Annotated in this window: 12 protein-coding genes and 3 pseudogenes; 6 read left to right on the forward strand and 9 right to left on the reverse strand. The window is 69.1% G+C overall.

Going from position 1 to position 16,803, the window contains the following annotated elements:
* Positions 1-20 precede the first annotated feature (20 nt).
* Together DIE17_RS29580 and aspA are read right to left on the reverse strand one after the other, a co-directional pair.
* Complete coding sequence (locus DIE17_RS29580) at positions 21-1,520, reverse strand: amino acid permease (protein ID WP_124522976.1); 1,500 nt, start codon at positions 1,518-1,520, stop codon at positions 21-23.
* A 101-nt stretch (positions 1,521-1,621) separates the two neighbouring features.
* Positions 1,622-3,028, reverse strand: a complete 1,407-nt coding sequence (gene aspA, locus DIE17_RS29585) for an aspartate ammonia-lyase (protein WP_124488871.1) — start codon at positions 3,026-3,028, stop codon at positions 1,622-1,624.
* A 156-nt stretch (positions 3,029-3,184) separates the two neighbouring features.
* On the opposite strand from aspA, the gene DIE17_RS29590 reads away from it, so the two are divergent.
* Positions 3,185-4,159: a LysR family transcriptional regulator gene (locus tag DIE17_RS29590; protein WP_044843913.1), complete on the forward strand. Its 975-nt coding sequence runs from the start codon at positions 3,185-3,187 to the stop codon at positions 4,157-4,159.
* 75 nt (positions 4,160-4,234) lie between these two features.
* Here DIE17_RS29590 and DIE17_RS29595 read toward each other — a convergent pair whose 3' ends face one another.
* The 4 genes and pseudogenes from DIE17_RS29595 to DIE17_RS29610 form a co-directional block, all read right to left on the reverse strand.
* Entirely contained in the window at positions 4,235-5,299 is a 1,065-nt protein-coding gene (locus DIE17_RS29595; protein ID WP_124921447.1) for an asparaginase, read from the reverse strand.
* A gap of 154 nt (positions 5,300-5,453) precedes the next feature.
* Positions 5,454-6,485, reverse strand: a complete 1,032-nt coding sequence (locus DIE17_RS29600) for a DUF2891 domain-containing protein (protein ID WP_124921448.1) — start codon at positions 6,483-6,485, stop codon at positions 5,454-5,456.
* A 10-nt stretch (positions 6,486-6,495) separates the two neighbouring features.
* Positions 6,496-6,705: pseudogene (locus DIE17_RS29605) on the reverse strand (5-oxoproline transporter, DUF979 family subunit); the annotation flags it as partial.
* Positions 6,690-6,806 (reverse strand): annotated as a pseudogene (locus DIE17_RS29610) (5-oxoproline transporter, DUF969 family subunit); the annotation flags it as partial. The pseudogenes DIE17_RS29610 and DIE17_RS29605, both read right to left, overlap by 16 nt.
* A gap of 389 nt (positions 6,807-7,195) precedes the next feature.
* Here DIE17_RS29610 and DIE17_RS29615 point away from each other — a divergent pair.
* From DIE17_RS29615 to DIE17_RS29625, 3 genes are all read left to right on the forward strand, one after another.
* Positions 7,196-7,420 (forward strand): hypothetical protein, encoded by a 225-nt coding sequence (locus tag DIE17_RS29615; RefSeq protein ID WP_039357299.1) that lies wholly within the window; start codon positions 7,196-7,198, stop codon positions 7,418-7,420.
* Between the two features lie 381 nt (positions 7,421-7,801).
* Positions 7,802-8,806: a chemotaxis response regulator protein-glutamate methylesterase gene (locus DIE17_RS29620; RefSeq protein WP_044843909.1), complete on the forward strand. Its 1,005-nt coding sequence runs from the start codon at positions 7,802-7,804 to the stop codon at positions 8,804-8,806.
* Positions 8,807-8,861: 55 nt separating this feature from the next.
* Positions 8,862-9,953 carry a diguanylate cyclase domain-containing protein gene (locus DIE17_RS29625; RefSeq protein WP_124893605.1) on the forward strand — a complete coding sequence of 364 codons (1,092 nt, stop codon included), beginning with the start codon at positions 8,862-8,864 and terminating at the stop codon, positions 9,951-9,953.
* A 4-nt stretch (positions 9,954-9,957) separates the two neighbouring features.
* On the opposite strand, the gene DIE17_RS29630 is transcribed toward DIE17_RS29625, so the two are convergent.
* Together DIE17_RS29630 and DIE17_RS29635 are read right to left on the reverse strand one after the other, a co-directional pair.
* Complete coding sequence (locus tag DIE17_RS29630) at positions 9,958-12,207, reverse strand: bifunctional diguanylate cyclase/phosphodiesterase (RefSeq protein WP_124522980.1); 2,250 nt, start codon at positions 12,205-12,207, stop codon at positions 9,958-9,960.
* Positions 12,208-12,472: 265 nt separating this feature from the next.
* The gene (locus DIE17_RS29635) at positions 12,473-13,453 is read right to left on the reverse strand and encodes a LysR family transcriptional regulator (RefSeq protein WP_260439271.1); all 981 of its coding nucleotides are present in this window, start codon (positions 13,451-13,453) and stop codon (positions 12,473-12,475) included.
* 167 nt (positions 13,454-13,620) lie between these two features.
* Between DIE17_RS29635 and DIE17_RS29640 the strand changes: the two genes are divergently transcribed.
* Positions 13,621-15,483, forward strand: coding sequence for a sulfatase-like hydrolase/transferase (locus DIE17_RS29640; RefSeq protein WP_124921449.1), 1,863 nt, complete (start codon positions 13,621-13,623; stop codon positions 15,481-15,483).
* 54 nt (positions 15,484-15,537) lie between these two features.
* On the opposite strand, the gene DIE17_RS29645 is transcribed toward DIE17_RS29640, so the two are convergent.
* Positions 15,538-16,431, reverse strand: a complete 894-nt coding sequence (locus tag DIE17_RS29645) for a LysR substrate-binding domain-containing protein (protein WP_044843906.1) — start codon at positions 16,429-16,431, stop codon at positions 15,538-15,540.
* A 299-nt stretch (positions 16,432-16,730) separates the two neighbouring features.
* Between DIE17_RS29645 and DIE17_RS29650 the strand changes: the two are divergent.
* A pseudogene (locus tag DIE17_RS29650) lies at positions 16,731-16,803 on the forward strand (hydrolase); the annotation flags it as partial.

The following is a 16,803-nucleotide window of genomic DNA, read 5'->3' on the forward strand; positions in this document are numbered from 1 at the left end:
TCGCCCGCCCGGGCCTGTCGTCAGACGTTGCTCGCCGGATCGGCAACGATCGGCACGCCAGCCTCGGCAGCAGCCTCTCGCGCGGCACCGCGCTTGGCCAGCTTCCAGCCGACCACCAGCGCGAGCACGACCACGGGAATCATCGCGACGGTCCACGTGCCGCCCGGGTAATCGAACGCCATCAGCACCAGCACGCTGACCAGGAACCCGAGCGTGAGCCACGACGTGAACGGCGCGCCGGGCATCCGGAACGACACGGGGCTCAGCTCGCCGCGATTGACCGCACGGCGGAACAGGATCTGGCACATCACGATGAAGCCCCAGGTCGTGATGATCCCGAGCGACGCCATGTTCAGCACGATCTCGAACGCCTGCGCCGGCACGATGTAATTCAGCGGCACGCCGATCGCATTGACCGCGACCGTGACCAGGATCCCGCCGTACGGCACGCCGCGCGCGTTCATCCGCGACACGAAGCGCGGCGCCGAGCCGCCCATCGCGAGCGAACGCAGCACGCGCCCGGTCGAATAGAGGCCGGAGTTCAGGCTCGACAGCGCGGCGGTCAGCACCACGACGTTCATCACCGTGCCGACGTACGGCACGCCGAGCCTGCTGAAGAACGTGACGAACGGGCTTTCGTGCGCGCTGTATGCGGTCCACGGCAGCAGCATCGTCAGCAGCACGACGGAGCCGACGTAGAACAGCGCGATGCGCCACATCACGCTGTTGATCGCCTTCGGCAGCACCTTGCGCGCATCGGCGGTCTCGCCCGCCGCGACACCGACGAGCTCGATGCTCGCATACGCGAACACGACGCCCTGCACGATCAGCACCGCCGGCAGGATCCCGTGCGGGAAGATCCCGCCGTGATCCGCGATCAGGTGCAGCCCCGGCATCTGCCCGGCAACCGGATGGCCGCTCGCGAGAAACACGGCGCCGACCGCGAGGAACAGCGCGAGCGTCCCCACCTTGACGATCGAGAACCAGAACTCCATCTCGCCGAACACCTTCACGCCGATCATGTTCATCACCGACACGATCCCCAGCGCGCCGAGCGCGAACACCCACTGCGGCACGTCGGTGAACACGGCCCAGTACTTCATGTAGATCGCCACCGCGGTGATGTCGACGATGCCGGTGGTCGCCCAGTTCAGGTAGTACATCCAGCCCGCGACGAACGACGCGCGCTCGCCCATGAACTCCCGTGCGTACGACACGAACGAGCCGCTGGTCGGCCGGTGCATCACGAGCTCGCCGAGTGCGCGCATGATCAGGAAGGCGAATGCGCCGCACACGAGATACACGACGGCCAGCGCGGGCCCCGCGCTCTGCAGGCGGCCGCCCGCGCCGAGAAAGAGGCCGGTGCCGATCGCACCGCCCATCGCGATCATCTGCACGTGTCGGGGCTTCAGGTGCTGCGCATAGCCGGCCTCGTGCGACGCGAACATCGCATCGCGATCGGCGTGACGGGGGTCCGCGCCGCCGGCCGGGTCGGCCGCGCGCTCGCTGGCGTGCTTCATGGTGTGTCTCCGTTTCTTGATGTGTCGCGCCCGTCGACGGGCGCTCGGGAACGGCCGCGCGCGGGCCGCCGGCGGCAGGCGCCGGCGCCGCGCGGCCGGAATCAGTACGCGCGCGGACGGATCAGCGCTTCGGGCTGCAGCGCCTCGTCCAGTTGCGCGGCGGTCATCAGCTGGCGATCGAGCACGACTTCGCGGATCGACTTGCCGCTCGCGTGCGCCTCGGCGGCCACGGCGGTCGCGCGCTTGTAGCCGATGTACGGGTTCAGCGCGGTCGCGAGCGCGACCGACCGCTCCATCGTTTCGCGCAACCGCTCGGGGTTCGCGGTGATTCCGCTCACGCAGCGGTCCGCGAGCGTCGTGCAGGCGGCCGTCAGATGGCCGAAGCTGCGGAACAGCGCGCTCGCGATCACCGGCTCGAACGCGTTGAGCTGAAGCTGGCCGGCCTCGGCGGCGAAGGTCACAGTCAGGTCGTTGCCGAACACTTCGAACGCGACCTGGTTCACGACTTCCGGAATCACCGGGTTCACCTTGCCCGGCATGATCGACGAGCCGGCCTGCACCGGCGGCAGGTTGATTTCGCCGAAGCCGGCACGCGGGCCGCTCGACAGCAGCCGCAGGTCGTTGCAGATCTTCGACAGCTTGACCGCGATCCGCTTCAGCACGCCGGAGACCTGCACGAACGCGCCGCAGTCCTGCGTCGCCTCGATCAGGTTCGGCGCGGTGCTCAGGTCCAGGCCGGTGATGCGGCGCAGCGCGGCCAGCGCCTTCTCCGCGTACTGCGGATGCGCGGTGATGCCGGTGCCGATCGCGGTCGCGCCGAGATTGATCTCGCGCATCAGCAAGCCGGCTTCCTGCAGGCGCGCGATGTCTTCCGTCACCATCACCGCGTAGGTCGAGAACTCCTGGCCGAGCGTCATCGGCACGGCGTCCTGCAACTGCGTGCGGCCGAGCTTCAACAGATCCGAGAACGCGTCGGCCTTCTCCGCGAACGCATCGCGCAGGCGCGCCATCGCGTCGAGCAGATGCTCGACCGCGAAGCAGGTCGCGATCCGGATCGCGGTCGGGTAGACGTCGTTCGTGCTCTGCGCGAGGTTGACGTGCTCGTTGGGATGCAGGTATTCGTACTGCCCGCGTGCGTGCCCCATGATCTCGAGCGCGCGGTTGCAGATCACCTCGTTGGCGTTCATGTTGGTCGACGTGCCGGCCCCGCCCTGGATGATGTCGACCACGAACTGGTCGTGCAGGCGACCTTCGCGGATCTCGACACAGGCGGCGGCGATCGCGTCGCGATACGCGTGCGGCAGCAGCCCGAGCTCGCAGTTCGCGTCGGCCGCGGCTTCCTTCACCGCCGCGAGCGCCATGACGAGGTACGGCAGCGACGCGATCGTGCGCCCCGAAATGTCGAAGTTCTCCTTCGCGCGCAGCGTATGGACGCCGTAGTACGCCGAATCCGGAATGCTTCGTTTCCCTAAGAGATCCGCTTCGACGCGGAAGCCGTTTTCCGTCATGGGTGCCCCTCCTGAAATATCTCGTGCCGCCGCGGCCAGGCGGCTGCGTTCACCGCTTCCCCGTGCGACGGGATCGCATTCTATGCCTTTGCATAAAGAAGCTCGCCTCTGTATTATCGAAAGCGGTTTTGCGTGGGACGCAACAGCGAGAGACGAATGAAAACAATGGCAAGAGACACCGGCATCGATCACCTCGGCGCGATGCGCGCGTTCGTGCGGGTCGTCGAAATGGGGAGTTTTTCCGCGGTCGCGAAGGAGATGCACGTGTCGACGTCCACCGTCGCGCGCAAGATCACGGCGATCGAGGACGCGCTCGGCGTCGCGCTGCTGCATCGCTCGACGCACAGCGTGACGCTGACCGAGGCCGGCCACATCTACCTGGAACGCGCGGTCACGCTGATCGCCGATCTCGACGACACGCTGCGCGTCGTCGCCGAGCTCAATTCGCAGCCGAGCGGCCCGCTGAAGCTCACCGCGCCGGTCGGGTTCGGCCGCCGCCACCTCGCGCCGCTGATCGCGCCGTTTCTCGCACGCTACCCGACGATCCAGCTCGACGTGCGGCTCACCGACAACCACAACGACCTCGTCGCCGGCGGCTTCGACCTCGACATTCACGAGGGCGAGAACTACCTGGACAACCTGGTCGTCCACCGGCTGTCGCGCAACGACAGCATCCTGTGCGCGACGCCCGGCTATCTCGACCGCTGCGGGCGCCCCGCGACGCCGGACGACCTGCGGCATCACAACTGCCTGCGCTACGTGCACCCGGAAGGCGATCCGCGCTGGGAGCTCGTGCGCGGCGACGCGCGGCACAGCGTGCTGCCGGCCGGCAACCTCGTCACCGATCATTCGGAACTGCTGCTGGATGCGACCTGCGCGGGGCTCGGCATCGCCGAATTCGAGATCTGGCTGGTGCGCGACCTGCTCGCGAGCGGTCGGCTCGAAGCCGTGCTGCCGCGCTACCGGCTGCAGAACAAGCTGACGGGCGACTACATCTACATCGCGTATCTGTCGAACCGGCGCAGCTCGGCGAAGCTGCGCGTGCTGAAGGACTTCCTCATGGAGCATCTCGCGCACATCGGCGAGCTGTCGGAAGTCGAGCTGGCGAAGATTCGCGACGCGGGCGCGTAGCGGCTGCCGTCGCGCCGGCCGGCAACGCGGCGCCGCTGCGCACCGCGGCCCTCGGCATCGGTGCGCCGACGCCCGTCAGGCCGGCTGCAATTCGAACGGGAACGTCGCGTGCCCGATCTCGACACCCTGCGTGTTCAGCATCCGCGGCCGGTGGAACGCGGCGAGCCGCGCGCGCTGCGCGTCCGTGCCGATCTGCAGACGCTCGAGCAGTTCGCTGACCATCATGTACAGCACGTCGATGTTGCCGTCCTCGATCTTCACCGAGAAGCCGAGCGCGCCGTCGGCGCCGAGCGCCCGCGTGCGCGCCGATGCGCGTACGCCGATCCCGTAGCACGCATCCGCACCGAGCTTGCCGACGACCTGCCCGTCGAACGCATCCATCAGCACCGTGCAGTAGCGCCCTTCCCCGGCGACCAGCTCCGGATGGGCCGTCATCGCATGATGAATGCGCGCCAGCGCGCGCACGCGACCGGTCGCCGCGGCGCCGCCGGCTGCCACCGTATCCGCGCCGTCGGCCAGCGACGCGTAAAGACGCGCGAGGCGATCGAGCGGGAACGCCGGCGTCGGCAGGTTGCAGCCGTCGATCGCCCAGTCGACCTCGTCGTCGCGCAGGCCGCACGCGTTGGCGACCACCTGCTTCACGCGCACCTGCATCGGATGCTCCGGCAGATGATAGTCGGCGATCGCGGCGCCGATCGCCCGCGCACCGGCCAGCATCCCGACATGCTTGCCCGAACAGTTGCTGCAGACGCCGGTCGGCGTGTAGTCGCGCTTGATCCACGACCGGTACACCGCGTCCGACAGCGGCGCATGCCCGCCGCACCGCAGATCCGACTCCTGCGCGTCGACCTTCTCCAGCATCGCCCGCGTGCGCGCGATGTGCCGCTCCTCGCTGCTGTGCGACGCGCACATCAACGCGATGTCCGCGTCGTCGAAACCGAACCGCTCGGGCGCGCCCGTCTCGATCACGGACAGCGCCTGGGCCGGCTTCGCCGCCGAGCGCGCGAGCGTCATCCGGTACGGATCGCCGAGCCGGAACAGCAGCTTGCCGCCGGCATCCACCACCGCCACGTCGGCGACGTGTTTGTTCTCGATCGCCTTGCCGCGGTACGTCACGACCGCTGCGCGTTGGGTGTCCATCTGTCTTGTCTCCTTCGTCGGGGCCTGAATGCGGGGGCCCGTGCAACCGGTACGGCAGTGTATCGAGTCTGCCGCGGGGTCGAGCCGGTCGGCCGGTGGAAAGTGGTATTGCGCCGGATGCAAAGCCATCGGCCCCCACGAAAACCTGACAGATTCAGTACACGGAGCCTTCGATCGCCAGCAGCGCGAACGTCGCGAGCCAGTGCTCGCCCATGTAATCGCCGGCCACGTGCGCGAGCGCGCTCGCGAGATGCCGGTCGGCCGCATCGAGCAGCCTCGCGCGCCGTGCATCGTCTGCCGGCAGCGCGCCGGCCAGCGCGCGCTGGCACCACGCGCGGCTCAGGTTCAAGCCGTCCAGATGCGCGATCTTGCCGTCGCTGCGGTCGCTGACCGTCGCCGGCACGAACAGCGTCGCCGGCTCGCCGCGCGCGAGATCCGGCAGGAAACGCGCGAACCAGCCGTCGAATTCGGCCGCCGGCAGCACGCGCCGCATCAGCTCCGCCTCCATCAGCGCGGGCGACAGGAACTCGTCGCCCGACGGCTCCCACGCCTGGCACGCGACATCGTTCAGGTGCCAGCGTCTCGCGGTATCGACGATCAGCGCCGCGAGCCCGTCGCGCTGCGTCGCGCGCGCGAAGTCGAGTGCGAGCGCCAGTGCGAACGCGGTGTTGAAGTGCGTGCCGACCCGTAGCGGATAGGTCGCCTTCGGCAGGAAGGTCTCGAAGCGCGCGACGAACAGGTCGGCGAGCGGCGCGATCGTCTTCGCCCAGCGGGCGGCCTGCGGCACCACGCCCTTCAGCGCGAGCCGCTCCAGCTGCGCGGACAGCGCCAGCAGCCACGCCCATCCGTACGGCCGCTCGAAGCCGCTGTTGTGCGGCAGCGCGAGATACGCGCGTTCGCCGGCGACGTTCGCGTCGGTGAAATGCGCGTCGACGACGGCGATGATCCGCTCGGCTTGCGCCAACGCCGGATAGCGTTCGAGCACGCGCAGCACGAGCCAGTAGCCGTGCACGCACGAATGCCAGTCGTAGCTGCCGTAGAAGATCGGGTGCAATGCGCGCGGCCCCTGCACGTCGTGCGGGCCTTCGAGCGAATGGGTGAGCCTGTTCGGATATTCGCGGGTCAGGTGCGCGAGCGCGAGCGACGCGAATTTCGAGGCGAGTTCGGGGGTCAGTCGGTCGGTCATGGGCATCTCGTCAGAAGCGGAATACGAACGCGTACATCAGCAGCGTGTTGACGGCCAGCAGCAGCACGGCGGTCGGCCACTGCGCCTCGATCACGCCGTTCTTGTCCTTCAGTTCGAGCCGCGCGGCCGGCACGATGTTGAAGTTCGCGGCCATCGGCGTCGTCAGCGTACCGCAGAAGCCGCTCAGCATCCCGATCGCGCCGAGAATCGCATCCCGCCCGCCAGCCCCGTCGCGAGGCCCGCGATCGTCGCCGCCAGCAGCGCGTTGAAGCGCAGCGCGAAACCGATCACGACGATTGGCACGCCAATCAGCACCAGCATTGCTCCTCCTTGTGTTGGATGCGCGGCGCCGTGACGACGTGCCGCCCGCCCAGTTTCGACCGGGTTCAGGCCGCAAAATCCAACACCGGATTTTATCGATAAAAAGTCGACAATTTAAGGCTTCGGCCAAACGTTGAAACCGGTACTACCGTGCGCCGGCCTTGTGCCTGCCGTATGTCAGCCGTATGTCAGCCGTGTGCCAGAAGTGTGTCAGCAGTGTTTCGACCGTGTGCGGCCCGAGCGGTCGGCAGCGGGCGGCAACGGCGGCGCGCGCGGCATGCACGCTTGCGCCGCGCGAACCGCGGGCGACCCGCGCGCCCGCCGCGCATGGCGGAGCGCCGGTGCGCCGACTAAACTGGAAGGCATCGGCAACGTTCGGGAGAGCCGCCATGATTGACGTATTCCAGACCATCGGCAGCCGCGCGTTCTCCGCTCATCTGGCGAAGGACGGGATGGTGACGCTGATGGAACAACGCCACGAAGTCGACCGCGTGACGCTCGCGACCGCCTATGCCGCGCTCGTCGAGGAATCGGAGCAGGAAGCCGACCTGCTCGACGCAACCGTCGAAGGGATGATGCGCGCGCTGATCCAGGGGTACGCGCGCAGCCATTGATCGACTGAACGCGCCCGGGCGCGGTGCGCCGGCCTGCGCGGCCGGCTCGCCGATGCCCGCGCATGCGCCCGCCCGTTTCCCGCCGAAACGAACGCGCCGGCAACGGGTTTCCGCACTGCCGCATCGTCCCGCAGACGGCCGTCCGCCTTCGCGGGCGGCAAAAAATGTCGCCCCCGAATAGAGAAAAGGGTCTGAAACGACGCAATGCGCAATTTTTTCGATTGCCGCCGCTCGCGCCGCATGACAGCATGCGGACGTCGCCAATCGAAAAGAATTCCGTGCCGCGCGCCCGCCGATGCCGTTCGGCGGCGCCGAACCGGCACTGCCTTTCATGAACCCGGCCCATACCCAACACTACGAACCGACCGGAGCATCCCGCTTGTGAATATCGGCATCGTCAACGACCTCCCGCTTGCCGTCGAGGCGATGCGCCGCGCGCTCGCGCGCCGGCCCGAACATCGCGTGCTGTGGGTCGCGACCGACGGCGCGCAAGCCGTCGAACTGTGCGCCGCGCAACCGCCCGACGTCGTGCTGATGGACCTGGTCATGCCGAAGTGCGACGGGATCGAGGCGACGCGGCGGATCATGCGTTCCGCCCGCCCGTGCGCGATCCTGATCGTGACGAGCTGCATCGGCGCGAACGCATGGCGCGTGTTCGAAGCGATGGGTGCCGGCGCGCTCGACGCGGTCGATACGCCTCGCCTCGGCGAGGACGCGGCCGGCGACACCGCGCGGCTGCTGCTCGCCAAGATAGACCAGATCGGCCGCCTGCTCGACGCGCCCGGCGGTGTCCGCGCGGCCGGCACGGCCTCGCGCACGGGCGGCGGCCCGCTGATCGCGATCGGCGCGTCCGCCGGCGGCCCCGGCGCGCTCGCGTCGATCCTCGGCAGCCTGCCGGCCGACTTCAGCGCGCCGATCGTGATCGTCCAGCACGTCGATCGCGCGTTCGCCGAAGGCATGGCGCAATGGCTCGACGGCCAGACGCCGCTGACCGTGCGCGTCGCGCACGAAGGCGACCGCCCGCAGCCGGGCGTCGCGCTGCTCGCGGCGACCGACGATCACCTGCGCATCACGCGCACCGGCACGCTCGAATACACGCGCGAACCGGCCGCCACGCCGTACCGGCCGTCGGTCGACGTGTTCTTCAACAGCCTGACCGAGCACTGGCCGGGCCGCGTGATCGGCGTGCTGCTGACCGGCATGGGACGCGACGGCGCGATCGGCCTGAAGGCCCTGCGGATGAAGGGCTATCACACGATCGCGCAGGACGAGGCGACCAGCGCCGTCTACGGCATGCCGAAGGCGGCCGCGACGCTCGGCGCGGCCCGCGCGATCCTGCCGCTCGAGCGCATCGCGGGCGAGCTGGCGGCACTCGCGCGAATCTGAACCCAATGAAACCCTGTCACACCCGTCGCAGCCATGGCGCGACCCTGCATCAATCATGACCAGCGACCTCACCCGCCCGCCCGGCAGCCTGCAGGCGGCGTTCGACGCCTTGCACGTGCCGCCCACGCCGCACGCCGACACCCCCGCGATGGTCCTGCTCGTCGACGACCAGACGATCGTCGCGGAAGCTATCCGGCGCGCGCTCGTCGACGAGGACGGCATCGACTTCCACTACTGCCCGCGCTCGGACGACGCGCTGGCGACCGCGATCGAGACGCGGCCGACCGTGATCCTGCAGGATCTCGTGATGCCCGGCATCGACGGGTTGAGCCTCGTGAAGGCATACCGCGCGAATCCGGCGACGCGTGACGTGCCGATCATCGTGCTGTCGACGCAGGAAGAGCCGGTGATCAAGAGCGCCGCGTTCGCGGCCGGCGCGAACGACTATCTCGTGAAACTGCCCGACCGCATCGAGCTGGTCGCGCGGATCCGCTATCACTCGCGCTCGTACATGAACCTGCTGCAGCGCGACGAGGCCTACCGCGCGCTGCGGCAATCGCAGCAGCAACTGCTCGAGGCCAATCTCGAACTGCGGCGCCTCACGCACTCGGACGGCTTGACCGGGCTGTCGAACCGCCGCTATCTCGACGAATACCTGGCCGCCGAATGGCGGCGCGGCACGCGCGAGCGCAGCGAGCTGTCGCTGCTGATGATCGACGTCGACAACTTCAAGCTGTACAACGACACGTACGGCCACGTATCGGGCGACAGCGTGCTCAAGCAGGTCGCGACGACCATCGAACGCTGTCTCGGGCAGTCCGGCGATCTCGCCGCGCGTTTCGGCGGCGAGGAGTTCGCGGTCGTGATGCCGGCCACGTCGCCGGGCGCCGCGCGGCTGCTCGGCGAGAAGATCCGCCTCGCGGTCGAGTCGCTGCGGCTCGAGCATGTGCACGCGTCGACGGGCCGCTACGTGACGATCAGCATCGGCGGCGCGAGCATCGTGCCGGCCCCCGGCCTGCCGACCACCTCGCTGATCGAGGCGGCCGATCGCGCGCTGTATCGCGCGAAGCACGACGGCAAGAATCGCGTCGAGATCGACGCGCCGCCGGCGCCCCCGGTTCCGCCGGCCGGCGGCGGTTTCGCCTGAATGCCTACACGGTGACGAGCCGGCGCGCGTAATCGGTCGGATCGAGCGGCCGGCCGAACAGGTAGCCCTGCTGCATGTCGCAGCCGATCTGCTGCAGGAACCACGACTGCGCCTGGGTCTCGACGCCTTCCGCGGTGACCTTCATCCCGAGGGAATGCGCCATCGCGACGACGGCCTGCGTGATCGCGACCGAGTCGCGATGATCGGGCACGCCCGATACGAACGAACGGTCGACCTTCAGGTTGTGCAGCGGGAAACGCTTCAGGTAGGCGAGCGACGAGTAGCCGGTGCCGAAATCGTCGACCGAGATCCGCACGTTCATGTCCGTGAGCGCTTCGAGCATCGGCAGCACGGTGTCCGTGTCGTTCATCAGCAGTCCTTCGGTAATCTCCAGTTCGAGCGCCCCCGGATCGAGCTGCGTCTGCGCGAGGCAGTGGTAGACCGACTCGACGAGCCCCTCGTGGAACTGCCGCGGCGACAGGTTGACCGCGAGCGTCAGGTCGGGCGCGATCGTGCGGCGCCATTCGGCGGCCTGCCGGCAGGCCGTTTCGAGCACCCACTGGCCGATCGCGACGATCAGCCCGGTATCTTCCGCGACCGGAATGAATTCCGCCGGCGACATCGGCCCGAGTTCGGGGCTCGTCCAGCGCAGCAACGCTTCGGCGCCGACCGTGCGGCCGCTGCGCGCGTCGACGACCGGCTGGTACGCGAGCCGCAGCATGTCCGACGAGAACGCGCGCCGCAGCGACTGCTCGATCGCGAAGCGGCGCTGCAGGCGCTGGTTCAGCTGCGCGGTGAAGAACGTGAAGTGGTTGCGGCCGCGCTGCTTCGCGTCGTACATCGCGGAGTCGGCGTTGCGCATCAGCGTGACCGAATCGTCGCCGTCGCGCGGCGCGACGCTGATGCCGATCGACACGCCGAGCCAGTATTCGTTGTTCGCGATCTCGAACGGCTGCGCGATCGTGTCGATCACCTCGCGCGCGAGCACGGCCAGCTCGTCGGGATCGTCGCAGTGGTCGACGAGGATCACGAACTCGTCGCCGCCGACGCGCGTGAGCGCGTGGCGCCCGCCCGCGCAGGCCGCGAGGCGCGCCGCGACGCTGCGCAAGAGCGCGTCGCCGGCCTCGTGGCCGGCCGTGTCGTTGACCTTCTTGAAGCCGACGAGATCGAGGAACAGGATCGCGACATGCGCAGGCCCGGCCGCCGCCTCGCGCGCGCCGAACAGCTCGCGCATCCGTTCGGAGAGCCAGCGCCGGTTGTAGAGGCCCGTCAGCGCGTCGCGCGTCGCCAGGTAGCGCAGTTGCTGCTGCGCTTCGCGCACGGGGCCGATGTCGTGAAACGACACGAGCACCGATTCGGGCTGCGTCTCGCCCGGTTTCACGATCGGCACCGCGTTGCCGCGCACCCAGATGACGTCGCCGTCGGCGAGCCCGAAGCCGACCGAGTAGTCGAGCTGCGGCATGGCCGTGGTGAACGCGAGCCGGCTCGGCCAGTCGTCGGGCGCGAGCGGTGTGCCGTCCTCGCGCAGCTTGTACAGGATCACCGTCGACAGCCGGCGGCCGACGAGGTCGCCCTTCGCACGCATCATCCGGTTCGCGCTCGGATTGCTCGCGATCACCATGCCGTCGCGCGACACCACGAGAATCCCTTCGTTCAGGCTGTTGACGACCAGGCGGTGATGTTCCTCGCTGCGCGCGAGCTGCCGCGCGATCCAGTCCTGGTGCACCGCGAGGCCGACGCTGTTGCCGATATCGCGCAGCAGGTCGGTTTCGGTGTCGGTGGGCCGCCGCGGCGTACGGTGATAGACGGCGAATGCGCCGAGCACGGTGCCCGTATCGTCCAGGAACGGCACCGACCAGCACGCGCGCAGGCCGTGCGGCAACGCGAACGAACGGTAGGCGGCCCACAGCGGATCGGTTTCGATGTCTTCGACGGCGATCATCCGGCGCTCGTACATCGCCGTGCCGCACGAGCCCGCGGCGGGCCCGATCGATGCGCCGTCGATCGCCGCGCTGTACTGCACGGGCAGCGACGGCGCGGCACCGACGTGCACGTGCACGCCGTCCGCGTCGAGCAGCAGGATCGTGCACGACGCGCCGTCGCCGAGCAGCGCCTCGGCGCGCCGGCAGACCTCGACGAGCAGTTCCGGCAGTGGTGTATTGCGTGTGATCAGCCTCAGCACGCTTTGCTCGGATGCGAGCACTTCCGCTGCGAGGCCGAGACTGTAGCGAGAACTTTGCGGTTCGGTATTCAAGATGAATCCTGCCGTCAGTTCGACCGGGTCTGATGCGCCCGATTCGTAGCGATTCTTCGTGCCGTTTTTTCATCGCTCCGGGTTTACGAGAGCCCGGTGCGTCCCCAAGAGCGCGCGTCGCGACGCGTATCAAAATACATTTAACACCAATCCGCGCGGCCCCGCGCATCCGCGTGCATCAGGGCTTACGCGCGGTCGCGCCCCGCATGCGCGGCGACGCGCGTGGCGGCGCCCGATTCATCAGACGGTTGGCGCGCGCGGCGCCTCACGCGTGCCCGCCCGGCGGCTCGCGCGTGACCGCCTTCAGCGCGTCGATCGCGGCCGCCACCGACGTGCCCGCCGGCGCCGCGAACAGCGCGCCGACCGTGTCGGGCATCGTCGACAGCTTCAGCGGCAAGCGGCCGACACGCTCGCCGGCGGCCGCCGCCATGCCGAACGCGCGGGCCGACTGCACGAACAGGCACGGCGTCTGTTCGGCGACCGCGCGGTTGGTCTGCCATGACACCGATTCCATCATCACGACCGGCGGCGCGAGGCCCGCCTTCGCGAACTCGGCATCGAGCGCCGTGCGCGCCGGCGAGCCGAGCGGCGGCGCGATCCACGGAAACGCCGCCGCGTCGCGCCAGCCGACTCGCGGGCGCCGCAGCAGCGGATGGCGCGGCCCGCACACGACGATCATGTCGTCGCGATAGAGCGGCGCGATGTCGAGCCCTGCGCGCAGCGCCGACACGTCGAGCCGGCACACCAGCAGGTCGAGTTCGTGGCGCTGCGCCTGCGCGAGCATCCGGTCGAGCGTGTCCTCGCGAACGTTGAGCTGCACCGCGCGCCCCGCGTCGCGCAGCCAGGCGAGCACGCCCGGAATCAGTTGCGGCGCCATGTTCGGCAGCAGGCCGATCGACACCGGGCGGCCGGCGCCGGTGCGCAACGCGTCGAACGCGGGCGCGACGCCGCGCAAGTCGGTCAGCACGCGGCCGATGCATTCGAGCAGCGCATCGCCGTACGCGGTCGGCGCGACGCGGCGCGACGTGCGCTCGAACAGCAGCAGGCCGAGCGACGCCTCGAGTTCGCGCAGCCACTTCGACAGCGCCGGCTGCGTGATCGACGCGGCCTCGGCCGTGCGCGCGAAGCTGCGTGCGGGCGAGCGCGTCGAGCGTCTCGAGGTCGCGCAGCCGCAGCCGGCGCAGCGCCTGCGCGATGCGCGGGTCGTGGGCCGGCGCGCCGGGCGGCGCGAGCGGGTCCGGCGCAAGGCGGCCGCCCGGGCCGCGGGTCGCGAAAGTCACTGACATCTCCGTCATTCATGTTCCGGGGGTTATCGATCGATCGCGATCTTTCATCGATCGATACGCGATCGTGCCGCATAGTCGTCGGCATGAAAACCCCGGGCGCGCGCCGGCACGAACAGGAGACGACGACGTGAAAGACGATCAGGACCCCACCGCCGGCGCACCCGCGGCCCGGCGCCAGTTCCTCAAGCTCGCCGGCGCGGCGGTCGCGGCGGCCGGTTTCGGCGCGGACGCTCGCACGGCCAACGCGGTGCCGGCCGCCCCGGCAGCCGCGGCAGCCGCGGCAAGCGGCGACGCCGGGCCCGCGCCCGCGTTTCACGGCGCGGCGACGGCACCCGCCGCGCCGCCCGCCGGCTACAACATCCTGTTCATCCTGACCGACCAGGAGCGCCACTTCGACCGCTGGCCGTTTCCCGCGCCGGGCCGCGAAGCGCTGCGCCGCGACGGCATCACGTTCACGCGCCACCAGATCGCCGCGTGCGTGTGCTCGCCGTCGCGCTCCACCGTCTACACCGGACAGCACATCCAGCACACCGGCGTGCTCGACAACGCGGGCATGCCCTGGCAGAAGGACATGTCGCCGGACGTGCGCACCGTCGGCCACATGCTGCGCGACGCCGGCTACTACGCCGCGTATCTCGGCAAGTGGCACCTGAGCGCGACGATGCACGAAACCACGAGCCCGTACACCGCGCCGGTGGCCGACTACAACCGCACGATCCGCGCGTACGGCTTCGACGACTACTTCGGCGTCGGCGATCTGATCGGGATGGTGCGCGGCGGCTATCAATACGATGGCATCACGACCGAGGCCGCGGTGAGCTGGATGCGCAACCATGCGCCGCGGCTCGAGAAGGAAGGCAAGCCGTGGTTCCTCGCGGTGAACCTCGTCAATCCGCACGACGTGATGTTCGTGAACACCGACACGAACGGCTCGGCCGTGCAGGACGCGAACCATCCGATGCTCGGCAACGCGCCACCGCCCGACGACGCGCTGTATCGCACGTCGTGGCGCGACGTGCCGCTCGCGGCGTCGCGCCGGCAGCCGTACGACGCGCCCGGACGACCGGCCGCGCACGGGATGTTCAATGCCGCGCATGCGAACCTCGTCGGCCGCTATCCGTTCACCGACGAACGCCTGCGCATTTACCAGGATAACTACTTCAATTGCATCCGCGACTGCGACACGCACGTCGTGCGCCTGCTGCAGTCGTTGCAGTCGCTCGGCCTCGACGAGCGCACGATCGTCGTGATGACGGCCGACCACGGCGATCACGTCGGCGCCCACCAGCTCGTCGGCAAGGGCGCGACCGCGTATCAGCCGCAGAACCACGTGCCGCTCGTGATCCGCCATCCCGCGTATCCGGGCGGCACGCAGTGCGATGCGCTGACGTCGCACATCGATATCGCGCCGACGCTGCTCGGGCTGACCGGCATCGACACCGCGCGCTCCGCGTCGATCCGCGGCGACGCGCTCAAGGGCCACGACCTCACGCGCTGGCTCGCGAAGCCGGCCGACGCGAAGCTGCACGCGGCACGCGACGCCACGCTGTTCAACTACGCGATGCTGCTCTACTACGACAGCGAATGGATGCTCAAGGAGCTGACCGCGCTGCGGCAAAAAGGCGTGCCCGAAGACGCGCTGCTGCGTCGCGCGCTCGCGCAGCAGCCCGACTTCCGGCTGCGCGGCACGATCCGCAGCGTGTACGACGGCCGTTATCGGTTCACGCGCTATTTCTCGCCGCTCGAGTTCAACCGGCCGACGACGCTGGAGGACCTGTTCGCGCGCAACGACGTCGAGCTGTTCGACGTCACGAACGATCCGGCCGAAATGCACAATCTCGCGCGGGACCGCAAGCAGCAAGGCGAGCTGCTGCTCGCGATGAACGGCCGGCTGAACGACCTGATCGCGAGCGAAGTCGGCGACGACAGCCCCGATGTGATGCCGATCCGCGACGGAAAGGTGCAGGTGCAGATCCGCAAGCATCACTGACGGCGCGGAAGGCGTGATCGAAAGGCGCCGTCCGACGACGGCGCCCCACCGCCGTCAGTCCTTGCGGATGTGTTCGGCGAGGAAGTCGATCAGCAGCCGCACGCGCGGCAGGAGCCCGCGCCGGGACGGGAACACCGCGTGAATCACGCCGCCCTTCGGCGCCCACCCCGGCAGCACGTCGATCAGCGTGCCGTCGCGCAGGTCGTCCTCGATGACCATGCACGGCAACTGGACGATGCCGACGCCATGAATCGCCGCGTCGCGCAACGCGTGCATGTCGTCGGAGATGTAGCGCGGATGATGGCGCAGCTGCGCCTGCTCGCCGTTCGGCCCGACCAGCTGCCACACGTGCTGCCGCGGCGGCCCCCAGTCGAGGCTCGGCTCGCCGGCCAGCTCGGCCGGGTCGGCCGGCACCGTGCGTCCGGCCAGCCACTGCGGCGCGGCCACCAGCCGCTGCGGGCTGTCGCCGAGAATCCGCATCACGAGGTCGCTGTCCTCCAGCGGTGGGAAACGCACACGCAGCGCCAGGTCGAAGCCTTCGCTCAGCAGGTCGACCCGGCGGTTCGTCGCTTCGAGATGCACGTGCACCGCCGGATGAATCGCCATGAAGCGCGCGACGAGCTCGCTCACGCGATATTCGAGCAGCGCGGTCGGGCAGCTCACGCGGACGATCCCGCGCGGCTCCGCGTGCCGGCGCTCGATCACCTCGCGCGCCGCGTCGGCCTCGACCAGCACCGCGAGGCAGCGTTCGTAGAATTCGCGGCCGGTTTCCGTGACCGTGAAATGACGCGTCGTCCGCTGCAGCAGCCGCACGTCGTAGTGCGCTTCCAGCGCGGCGATGCGCCGGCTCAGCGTCGACTTCGGGACATCCAGCGCCCGCCCCGCCTGCGTGAAGCCGCCGTGCTCGACCACCTTCACGAAATAGTAGAGGTCGTTCAGGTCATCCATGATTGTTCCACCCATAGAACACTGACGGCATTCTACGGGACTGGAAACCCGGTTGTTGCGCGCATAGCATCGTTCTTCGATGGGGATCGATTGCGCGAACGCGACCGAGACTTTCCCCGACGGGTGCCTCGCGCGCCGAATCGATTGACTAAGCTTGGAGCATTCGCCCGCCGCGCGCACCGTATCGGACGTGTGCGACAGCACGGGCGCCCCGCCGCAACGACGATCCCGACACCGCGGCCGCCCACCCTGGATCCTCGGGATTTCTCTCACTTCCTGTCCTGTTTCTGGAGGCAACCATGGCAAGCGAACCGATTCGCGATCCCGCGAACGACCACCTGCTCACCCCGCAGAACGCGGCGTTCATCGTCA

Source organism: Burkholderia sp. Bp9099 (genome assembly GCF_003857805.1).
In the GTDB taxonomy this organism is placed as follows: Bacteria; Pseudomonadota; Gammaproteobacteria; order Burkholderiales; family Burkholderiaceae; genus Burkholderia.